The following is a 10611-nucleotide window of genomic DNA, read 5'->3' as shown; positions in this document are numbered from 1 at the left end:
ACCTCTGGGGGAGCGTCGCTCGTTACAAGATTGATTATTGACCTCTTTGTGTAAAAGGACTCCCCCCATGGCCCTACTGCCAGAACTTGAAGCTTTCCTCGAACTCGCCGAGTTCGGTCGCCTCACCGGCAAAAGCCGCCCAATGCACGAACAAACCCCGCAACAGGCACGGATCGACTTCGAAGCCTCTTCCAGCTTCCTCGATGTACCACTGGACCACATTGCCTGCGACCACTTCACCATCCCCGCCCGCGACGGCCACAGCCTCGCGGCGCGCCTGTATCGCGACGGCCAACCCTTCGACGGCCTGCAACCGGTGATGCTGTACTTCCACGGCGGCGGCTACGTGGTCGGCAGCCTCGATTCCCACGACGCCCTATGTCGTCGCCTCGCAGCCCAGGGTGGTTTTGCCCTGTTGACCGTGGATTATCGCCTGGCCCCCGAATGGAAATTCCCAACCCCGGTACAAGACGCCTGCGACGCCGGCAACTGGCTGGTACGCGAAGGCGCCCCCCGTGGCCTGGACGCCACCCGCGTGGCACTGGCCGGTGACAGCGTCGGCGCGACACTGGCCACGGTGTTGTCGATCATCGCCGTTCGCGAGCCTGCGGAACTGGCGCTGAAACCCAAGGCGCAGCTGCTGGTGTACCCGGTCACAGATGCCACCACCCACTGCGCCTCGCACCGGGATTTTGCCGAAGGTTACCTCCTGGAAACCCCGACCCTGGACTGGTTCTACGCCCACTACGCACGCACGCCTGCGGACCTGGCCGACTGGCGCTGCTCGCCGTTGCTGGCTGACGACCTGTCGGGTTTGGCGCCGGCGCTGGTGTACCTGGCCGGTTATGACCCGTTGCATGATGAAGGGTTGGCGTATGCCGAACGTTTGCGGGCGGCGGGGAATGAGGTGACGTTGCTGGAACAACCGGGCATGACCCATGACTTTTTGCGGATGGCGGGGTTGTTGAGGGAGGTGGAAGGGATTCATGCGGAAGTGGCGGGGTGGGTGCGGTCGCGGGTGATCTGAACGAATACACACGCCAGGATCGTTCCTACGCTCCGCGTGGGAATGCATCCCGTGACGCTCTGCGTCACAGTTGGCTCCCGCCTGGTGGAGAACTTGAACACCTGATTTTGCGCGCAAGACATTACCATACCCGCTTGGGAAACTCGGCTTTACGCACTGGATGCGCGCTTTCTGGCAGCGGCTTCGTGCGCCCATTAGGTTCGCTCAAGTCTTGAAAGACCTGACCGTCCTCGCCGGCCAGTCGATAGAAGTAAGACGGCAATTTATTGCCCCACTCGTCCGCAACGACGTAGCGACCAAATCCCGGTTTTCCGGGCTCGGGCAGCCAATCAGGTAATAGCTGTGGGCGACGGTCTGGGCAGTTGGCGTAACGCCAAGAATCGAAGCAATCGGCGGCGCGTCCGGTGCGGATGGTTTGTAGCCTCAGGAAGTTAGGGTGCCACTTACCATCTGCCACAACGCTGCCGTTGGGATAGGTGAATTCGGTGTAGTTACCTTTTTTCTTTACCTTAGGGCCGGCTGAATAAATCACGTAATCGGAATGCAGGACAGGTTCGAAATACACTTGCCGTGCCTCTAATGCCTGATACGCGAGATAGATATCGCCTTCGCCTGCCAAGCGGATAGTTTTTTTGTACGGTCCTAGAAACTCCTCATCAACCCAAGGGTAGTAATCCTTCTTGAGTTTCAAATCTCCATCCACTTTGATATCCGCGCCGCCTCGTGGTGAGTTGTTATGGTCGAATATCACAACCACACCGCCTCCCCCTCCTGCGATTACGTTCTCGCCAAAGCGAGCCGGATCGGCATAGACAACGCCAAAAGTCACATTGGCCAGATGCCATTTGCACGCGCCACCACCATCTTTGGGTAGTTCGACTTGATAGAGATCGCTCTGCCCCTGACGTTGAAATTCCTCGTAAACCGAATGACGACCATCCTGCTCAACGCGCTGGCCGCTGGCACCATGACTGATACTTTTGCAAGTGGCTGAGCGATACATCACCCACATGGTTTCGGTTTTCAGTTCCTTTGGCAGTTTGACGGTCACGGTTATCTTTTCGCTGTTCGCGGGCGGCGCCATGCTGTAATCCTGACTGCAACCACTGAGACTGAAAAACAGTGTGCATAAAACGACGGGCAGCCTGTGGCGCATGGGTTTGTCCTTTGTCGCGTTCATGGGCTTAACCGAAGGTTTTCTCGTAATAGGCGCGCGGGTCAGCGATGGCATTGAAACGCTGTAGCGCTTCTGTACCGCCTTCGGCCTGTTGCGTTACCCCCAGCGCTTGGTCAATCAGCTTCTGTAATTCCAGGAACACGCTGTTACGCTCGTACTCATCCGCAGGAATGGTGGCGTAGTTGTCCTTCATCTGCTGCTTGAACTTGTTCCGCTGTACCTGGCGCTCCAGTAACGGACTGCGCTCCGGGTCGAGCGATTCCATCAACTGATTGTGGATATAGGGTTGGTACTGCGACATGAAGTGATCGCCAATACTCAGCATGCGGCCTATATCCGGGTGACTGTGGCGCGGAAAGAATCGGGCACGGCTCTCGGCGCTCAGGGACGTGATCAGACGTTCCTGGGCCTGCTCGGCCTGTTTGTCTTCGGCCGCGCTCAGGCTTGGAACCAGATACAACTTGGCCATTTCCTGCAACTTCACCGTGATGTTACTGCGATAGGGTGCGCCGTCCGGTTTGCGGTAAGCGGGGTATGGGGTGATTGCCTGTTCCCGGTGCTGCTCGGCTCTAAGAAACATGGCGAGTTCGCCATGATGGCTGAACGGATCACCGTGTTTGAACAGCGTACTGGCCAGTGCCCGACCTGAAGACCAGCTAAAACCCATGACTGTCCCCATTGAGCCGTAGACGTCGTAAAAATGATTGTCCAGGGCCGCTTCGGGCGGCACACGGGGGACGAGGTCGGTGTCGTTGACATGGCGGAAATGCCATAGCTCGCTCAAGGACTGAATGGCCTTGAGGGTAAAGGTGCGTGGCATGCCATAGGTATATAGCAGCGGATTGCGCTCTTTCAGTGAGGCGGCATGGACTAGACCAAGAGCACCCCCAAGACTGTGACCGCATATAAAAAGCTCTTTATCTCGGGAATGTACAGAAATCATGTCCCCAAAATCCGTGGCATAAATCCTCCTGGCTATTTCAAACGCATCTCGAAACCCCAGGTGCACGCTGCCCTCTGGAACCAGATCAGCACAGGGCACCTTCGGTTCGCAATTGGCTGCGACCTCCGGTTTCACCGGGCGAAAAGTCAAATCGGTGCTCAAGTCGGCCAGGCCATTCATCTCGGTGCCGCGCCAAGCCACCAGCATCTGGGAAGCACTGATGGCGTAAATCAGCTGGGTATGGCCTTCCGGTGGCTTGGCCTTGGCAGTGTCCAAGGACTTGACCGCTGTATAGCGATCGCGAAAGGGAACGTCGGTCACCAGACAAGGCCACGCCTGACCGTTATCCCAAACCCGAGGTGTGCGCGACAAATCCAGGCACTGTTGCTCGAACAGTTCCTTGACCGAACCCAGATCGCTTTCTGGCCGATTGCTGTAAGCCAGAATGCTCATCAGCCCCAGGTTGTATGCATTGGCCAGGCTGTAGTCAGCCTGGTGGTGCAACGTCAGCGACCAGGCACGGAACGGACAAATCTCCAGCACATGGCGACGATCCAGTTGATCATCAGCCACGGTAAAACCGCCAAATGACCGGTCCGGAAAATGGAAGGCCGGAAGCTGATCCGGGTCAGCCAAGGGTGGATCAAACGTAGGCTTTTGATCGCATAACTGACCAATACGCAAGTAGTGGTAGCCATGACCGTCCGCAAGCGCCCTTTCCTCGATCGGCGAAAAGCCCGAACGCTGTGGCCCATACAGCGGAGTGTGGTCACCCGGGCCAGGACGAGGTGGCTCGGGCCGTACGGCGCGCAGGCGGCGAGTCTGCATCTGCTCGAGCAGCGGGGCGGCCTCGATCTTGAGCGTGATGGCCAGCGGGTGCAGGCCGTCAAGGCGGATCACGCCTTGAGCATCGCTTTGGCCAGCGTATTCAGAAACATAACCGGTACGGGTGGCCTCATTAATCGCCCGATAGGGCATGTTCGCGACGGGCTCACCCAGTTCGTCCAGTAATTGGAATTCCACCCAGTAATCTTTTTGCTTGCCGCAAGTAACATTCTTGAAAGGGTTGAGTGTGTCCGTACGGTGCAGGGTGTCGTTCATATCAGTCCTTGAGTATTTGAATTATTCGAACAGCAGCTCGATAGCTTTCAAGAAACCGACAAGGGTCGAAATAGGATTTTTCCATTACACACGTAGGATGCATCCGAGATGGTTGTGCGCCGGATCTGTAGGAATGGTGCCGGGTTTGGAGAGGGGTGTTGCGCGGTGGAATCGGACGGCGTTCAAGCGTTCGGGTCGAGGGTTGTTGGGCATCTATTTGCGGCGCTTTTTCGAGCAATTTGCAGCGCGTTTAATTGCCAGACAGGTTACTTCCAGAAAGCCACAGCACCTTGCGTCGTTGCCTACAGTTACTCCAGAATCCGCCGGCTTGTGCGCCTTGGGGTCGCTCGGTAACTTGGCTCGGGTCACTGATTGTCAGTGATCGGGTTTAGTAGCCCGTGGTGTTATCAGTAAGGTGTACAGGCTCTGTCAATCAGGTATCCCATCCCTGAACTTGATGGTGGCTGGCGCAGGGCGCTTCGGCGCGCCGGTAAATGCTGATCTCCCCGGTCTACTAACCTGCGTCCAGCCGCCACCCTTCTTTTAGTAGAGAAGAGTTGGCGGCTCCATTCAGGAGTAATCAGCATATGATCAGAGAAACGCCGAATCGGCCGGACCGCGATCCGACACCCTCGTCAGAAAATTCCGACCCAAACAATCCCAACGACCGCATCCCCTCGGCCGCCGACATCCAGTCCACCCCACGCAAGCTCTGCAGCATGTTCATCGTCAACCCTGAGCTCGATGTCGAAACCCTGCTGGCTCATGCCTGTGAGTCTCTGGCTTCGGCCAATGTCATGGCGTTGGATCTGGCGGATCATATGGAAGGGACAGGTCGTCATTCGTTGCTGGGGATTGCCCAGGTGATCATGTTGGGGGAGTTGGCGGTGAACCGGGCGTTGGACCGGATCGATCCGCCTGAATAATCAATGTTGGGGCGAAGGCGGCATCACATGCACCGCAAATATCGGCACATACAAAAATGCCCGCATCTCTCAATACGGGCATTTTTTATTTCAGCTCAGCCTCAGAAGTCGTACTTCGCGGTGATCTGCATGTTGCGCGGCTCTCCGTAGAAGGTGGTGCCGAAGTTGCCCAGGCCCGTCAGGTAGCGCTTGTCGAAGACGTTGTAGGCGTTGACGGTAAAGCTCAGGTGGTCGTCGTATTGATAACGGGTCATCAGGTCGACGAGGGTGTAGCCGCCTTGCTTGAGCGAAGTGCTGCCATCGGTAGGGCTGAAGCTCTGGCCGTAAAACGCACTCTGCCAGCTGACGCCACCACCGACGGTGAACTGGTCCAATGCGCCGGGCAGGCGGTAAGTGGTGAAGGTGCGTACTACGTGTTCCGGTTTGCTGGTGGCCAGCGGGAAACCGTAGATGCGTTGGTGATCCTTGTCGCGGGTACGGGCATAGGTGTAGCCGGCCGATACGTTCCAGTCCTGGGCCAGTTCGCCGGCCAGTTCCAGTTCCACGCCGTTGGTGGTGGCGCCGGAGGTGGGTTTGTAGACGTCCTGGCCGGTGGTGGTGTCGGTGGTGACGTACTGGGCGACGTTGTCCTGCTCGATGCGGAAGAAGGCCAGGTTGGCATTCAGCTTGCCGTCGAAATAGGCCGCTTTCAGGCCGGTTTCGTAGCTGTCGCCTTCAACCGGCTCCAGGGTCTTGCCGCTGGCGTCCTTGTAGATCTGTGGCTGGTAGATGCTGGTGTAGCTGGCGTAGACCGAGTAGGTATCGTCCAGGTCATAGACCACACCGGCGTAAGGCGTGACGACGCCATGTTCCTTGTAGCTGGCGTGGGTGTCGGCCAGGCCGGCGCCGGGGTAGTAGGTGTAGTCCTCGTTGTACTTGTAGGTGCTTACGCGACCGCCAAGGATGAACGACAGGTCGTCGGTCGGGCGCAGGCGCGTGGCCAGGTAAGCGCCGTTCTGGCTTTGGGTGCGTTCGTACTTGCCGTTTTTCGGGAAGTCCGGTTTCGCGATATGGCCTGTCCAGTCGAAGATGTTGCCCGGTACCAGTCCATCGGAGTCGGTGGGGCTACCATAGGTTGCGCCAGTCTGACGGGAGTGGGACGTCATGAAACCCGCCACCAGTTCATGCTCGCGACCGCCCAGGGTAAAAGGGCCGGAGACGTTCACGTCAGCGGTGTTCTGCACGCGATGGCCTTCCCAGTGCCCCTGGTAAAAGAACATGCCTTCGCCGGTGTCGCGGTTCGGGTAGCCACCGCTGGCCGAGGCCAGTTGGGTGTCGTGATCGGTGGTTTTCTGGTCGAGGCTGAGCTTGAGTTTCCAGTCGTTGGCCAGCGCTTGCTCGAGGGACGCGAAGTAGGTGGTGCTGTCGAAGTCGCGGCGGCTCCAGTCGGCGCCCGGGTTGAAACCGCGGGAGAAGTCGGTCTTGCCGCCGTCGGCGTAGTAAACCGTGTTACCGGTCCAGGAACTGCCGCGAGGGGTGGCGCTGGATTTGTCGACGCCCAGGGTCAGCAGGGTATCGTCGGTCAGGTCGGCTTCGAGGATGCCGTAGTACAGGTCTTTCTTCTGGCTGTAGTGGTCGATGTAGGAATCTTTGTCCTGCAAGGCACCGACGAAACGGCCGCGCACGCTGCCGCTATCGTTCAGCGAGCCGGAGATGTCGCCCTCGGTACGGTAGTTGTCCCAGGAACCGGCGGTGGCGCTGACCGAGGCCTTGAATTCCTTGGTTGGTTTCTTGCGGATCAGGTTGACGGTGGCCGCCGGGTCGCCGGCGCCAGTCATCAGGCCGGTCGCGCCCTTGATGACTTCGATGTGATCGAGGCTTGCAGCGTCATCGCTGTTGTTGGGGTTTTCACCGTACACGCCGTCGTAGGGAATGTTGACGCCATCGTATTGAAAGTTGGTGATGGCAAAGCCTCGGGCGGAAAATTCGGTACGGTCGCTGTCGTACTTCTGGGCGGTGACACCCGGGGTGTTGCGCAGCGCATCGGCGACGCTCGTCACACCGCGATCGTCCATCTGCTGACGGGTCACCACGGTCACCGACTGCGGCGTTTCGCGAAGGGTCAGCGGCAGCTTGGTGGCGGTAGTAGTCGCACCCGTGGTGTAGGAGCCGGTGTCTTCAGTGGTCAAGCCCAGGGCCTGGCCGGAAATGGTGGTAGCGCCCAGTTGCAGGCTCGACGAGCCACCCGACACCAGCGTCACGCTGTTGCCGTTGATCTGGAACGAAATGCCGGTGCCCTTGAGCATCTCGGCCAGGGCTGCGGAAGGCTCCAGCGAGCCGGACACCGCGCGGGACTTGATGCCGGCCACCTGGTCCGGGCTGTAGAGGATTTGCAGATTGGTCTGCATGCCCAGTTGGGTCAGCGCGCTGGACAGCGGCTGCACGGCAATACTCACTTTTACAGGCGCTGCGTTGGCCATCGTGCTCCCCAGCAACGTGGCGGTCAGCAGGACGCTGGTCAACAGCGTTTTGTGCAGTGACGGGCGCTGTACGGCCAGCGCGAGAGGGGTACGGCGTGGAAGAGATCGCATTACTTGCCTGTGCTCCTGAAAAGTGTCGTGCAGATTTTTTATTAATGGGAATGATTATTAAGACGAGATGCGATTGCGAAACCGGAAAAGAAATGTGAAAGAAATGTCATTGGGGTTCAGGCAGGCACCAGCTCGGTGACGACCCGGCCGCTTTCCATGCGCACCAGTTGGTCCGCTACATCGAAATAACGGTCATCGTGGGAGATCACGATGATGGTCTTGCCCAGGCGCTTGAGGTCCGGCAGCAGCTCGGTGTAGAAAATCCGTCGGAAGGTCGGGTCCTGGTCGGCCGCCCACTCGTCGAACACCAGCACCGGCCGCTCTTCCAGCCAGGCATTGACCAGCGCCAGGCGCTTGCGCTGGCCGGTGGACAGGTCGGTGGTGGTGAAGTTGCCGTCCTTGACGCTGACCTTGTGCGCGATCTCTAGGCGCTGCAGGTATTTGTTGGCGTCTTCGGGGATTTGCGTATCGCCCTGGACCACGTCGTCAAACAGGTAATAGTCGGCAAAGATGGTGGTGAACAATTGCCGATAGTCATCGCGATTGTGCGCGTCGATGGCCTCGCTGTTGACACGAATCTGTCCCTGTTGCGGCGTGTACAGGCCTAGCAGCAATTTGATCAGGGTGGTCTTGCCACAGCCGTTCTCGCCGACGATGAAGGTGATGTCGCCCTGCTTGATCGACAGGTTGACCGGGCCCAATTGGAAGGGCGCAGCACCCTCGACCGACGGGAAGGCGTAGCGCACGTCCGTCAGTTGCAGTTCGTGCACGGCCTGTTTGACCTTGCCTTGGTCGCTGAGCAGCAGGTGAGGTTCCGGGGTGGAAAACTGTTCGGAAAGTTCAGCGATGCGGCGAAAGGCAATCTGCGCACGGCTGACGATCGGCAGGGTGCCGATCAAATGCTCCAGCGGGCCTTTCATGTACAGCAGCACCAGCACGAAGCCGCTCATGACGGTCTTGTCGGCGCTCGGCCAGAACGCTTGCAGGGCCAGGGCCAGGCCGATGACCACAAAGAACAGCATCGAGCCGAAAGTCTTGGCGATGACGAAGGTGTTGATCGAACGCACCTGGGTGTTGCAGATGAATTCGGCGGTGCCCTTGATGCCCGAGCTGAACATGCGCTGGCGGCGAGGGCGGTGGATGCGCAGTTCCTTGGCGCCTTCGGCAATGGCGTTGTAGTGCTTTTGCAGCTCGTCTTCAGCGTCGCGGGCGGCCATGAAGCCTTGCACACCCTTGCTCTGGGCGTAGGCCTGGATCGCGCTGCCGATCAGGATCGCGGCCACCATGATCAGGAACATCGGCCACGACAGGATCGCCAGGTAGCCCATGCATCCCAGGGTCACGGTCAGGGAAATCGCCAGCGGCGCGAAGGCGAAGGCGAAGTCGCTGATGGTGTCGACGTCGTGGGTCAGCACCGGGATCAGGCGATGGCTGCGATAGCGCTCGATCTGTTCGATCGGCGCCGACAGCACCTTCTCGCCCAGCTGTTTGCGCAGCTTGGCGATGATGTGCTGGCCGACATAGTTGGTGCCGATGTCGGAGCAGATCGAACTGGCCAGCGCCAGCAGGCACAGGCCGGCGAACAGCGCGACCACGCCCTGGGTCAGGCCGCTGTCCGAGTGCAGGGCATTGTTGATGGTCGCCAGCAATACCGTGACGCTCAGGCCGCCGACCATGCCCAGGAATATGGACGCGACGACGATGAGTCGAAAGGGCTTGAGCAGGGCGAACAATTCGCCGATGGCGCCTCGGGTAGGCTGGGTCATGGAAGACGGTTCCTTGGGTCGGAAGGCAGATACCCAGTAGAACGTCTGGTCGAGGGGTTAATTTAGAGGGGGTGACTGGTGGCGGGGAACTACACGTAAATCCCTGTAGGAGCTGCCGCAGGCTGCGATCTTTTGATCTTGTTTTTAAAAAAATCAAAGTCAAAAGATCGCAGCCTGCGGCAGCTCCTACAGTGGATGGTAGGGGGGGGGTCAGAGATTGCGCACTACACGAAAGCCTATCCAGTCCCCGCGTTCCTGAGGGTATTGGCTGTTGCGGTTTCCGGAGCGGGAGAACACCGGGGCTTCCCCCCAGTCGTTGCCGCGGATGCGCACGGCTTCGCAGTTGGGTTCCAGCCAGGCGCTGCCATCGGTGGGGGCGTCGACGTAGTTCGGGTGTTCGCAATCTTCGACCCACTCATAGACGTTGCCGTGCATGTCGTACATACCGAAGGCGTTCGGTGGGTAGCTGCCCACCGGCGAGCTGTAGCTGTAGCCGTCCGCCGGGCCGTAGGTGTTGGCGTGTTTGGCGATGCTGTATCCCTTGCCTTCATCGAACGGAAAGGGGAACGGGCCTTGGGTGCCGCCGCGTGCGGCGTATTCACGCTGGGCCTCGCTGACCATGCTGTATCGCTGTCCGGTTTTCTTCGACAGCCAGGCGACGTAGTTCTTCACGTCGTCGAAGTTCATGCACACCGCCGGCTGACGCGGGCCCTGCGGGTAGCGCGGCTTGCTGGCGATGCACTCGCGACCTGGCCGGGTATCGCCGTTGGCGATGGTCACGCCGCTTTCCTTGATATAGCTGTCCCATTCACCGGCGGTGATCTGGAAGCGGCTCATGGCGAAGGGGTTGGCGAAGGTCACCTCATGCATCGGACCCTCATCGGGCTCGCGGCCGACTTCGTCATCCGGGGTGCCCATGGTGAAGGTGCCGGCGGGCAGCACGACCATTTCCGGGCAGTTCTTGCAGTCCTTGAATACCTTGCCCGCTGGCGGTGGGGTGGCGGCCTGTGCGGCGCAGGGGAGCAGGCCGGCGATGAGGGCGGTTAGGGCGAGGGCTAACATGTGACGGGTCATTTTCTATCTCGATAAAGAAGAGCGAAC

The 10611-nt window shown here is 59.2% G+C and carries 7 protein-coding genes; 2 read left to right on the top strand and 5 right to left on the bottom strand.

The genetic code is table 11. From position 1 onward, the window contains the following. Positions 1 to 67 precede the first annotated feature (67 nt). Entirely contained in the window at positions 68 to 1027 is a 960-nt protein-coding gene (locus PSUM_RS28245; RefSeq protein WP_083349542.1) for an alpha/beta hydrolase, read from the top strand. Positions 1028 to 1148: 121 nt separating this feature from the next. Here the strand turns inward: PSUM_RS28245 and PSUM_RS28240 are convergent, their stop codons facing one another. Then, positions 1149 to 2111 (bottom strand): hypothetical protein, encoded by a 963-nt coding sequence (locus tag PSUM_RS28240; RefSeq protein ID WP_231989884.1) that lies wholly within the window; start codon positions 2109 to 2111, stop codon positions 1149 to 1151. Between the two features lie 100 nt (positions 2112 to 2211). Next, on the bottom strand, positions 2212 to 4248 hold the full coding sequence (locus tag PSUM_RS28235) for a lipase family protein (protein ID WP_083349540.1): 2037 nt from the start codon (positions 4246 to 4248) through the stop codon (positions 2212 to 2214). Positions 4249 to 4835: 587 nt separating this feature from the next. Here PSUM_RS28235 and PSUM_RS28230 point away from each other — a divergent pair. Then, positions 4836 to 5174 carry a DUF6124 family protein gene (locus tag PSUM_RS28230; RefSeq protein ID WP_083349539.1) on the top strand — a complete coding sequence of 113 codons (339 nt, stop codon included), beginning with the start codon at positions 4836 to 4838 and terminating at the stop codon, positions 5172 to 5174. Between the two features lie 101 nt (positions 5175 to 5275). Here the strand turns inward: PSUM_RS28230 and PSUM_RS28225 are convergent, their stop codons facing one another. From PSUM_RS28225 to pvdO, 3 genes are all read right to left on the bottom strand, one after another. Further along, complete coding sequence (locus tag PSUM_RS28225; protein WP_083349538.1) at positions 5276 to 7744, bottom strand: TonB-dependent siderophore receptor; 2469 nt, start codon at positions 7742 to 7744, stop codon at positions 5276 to 5278. Positions 7745 to 7860: 116 nt separating this feature from the next. Next, positions 7861 to 9510 carry a cyclic peptide export ABC transporter gene (locus PSUM_RS28220; RefSeq protein ID WP_083349537.1) on the bottom strand — a complete coding sequence of 550 codons (1650 nt, stop codon included), beginning with the start codon at positions 9508 to 9510 and terminating at the stop codon, positions 7861 to 7863. A 210-nt stretch (positions 9511 to 9720) separates the two neighbouring features. Beyond that, positions 9721 to 10572, bottom strand: coding sequence for a dihydropyoverdine dehydrogenase (pvdO, locus tag PSUM_RS28215; RefSeq protein WP_414896140.1), 852 nt, complete (start codon positions 10570 to 10572; stop codon positions 9721 to 9723). Positions 10573 to 10611 lie beyond the last annotated feature (39 nt).

Source organism: Pseudomonas umsongensis (assembly GCF_002236105.1).
Taxonomy (GTDB): Bacteria; Pseudomonadota; Gammaproteobacteria; order Pseudomonadales; family Pseudomonadaceae; genus Aquipseudomonas; species Aquipseudomonas umsongensis.
Note: the sequence above shows the minus strand (reverse complement) of the source record. Positions and strands in the feature narration are given on the sequence as shown.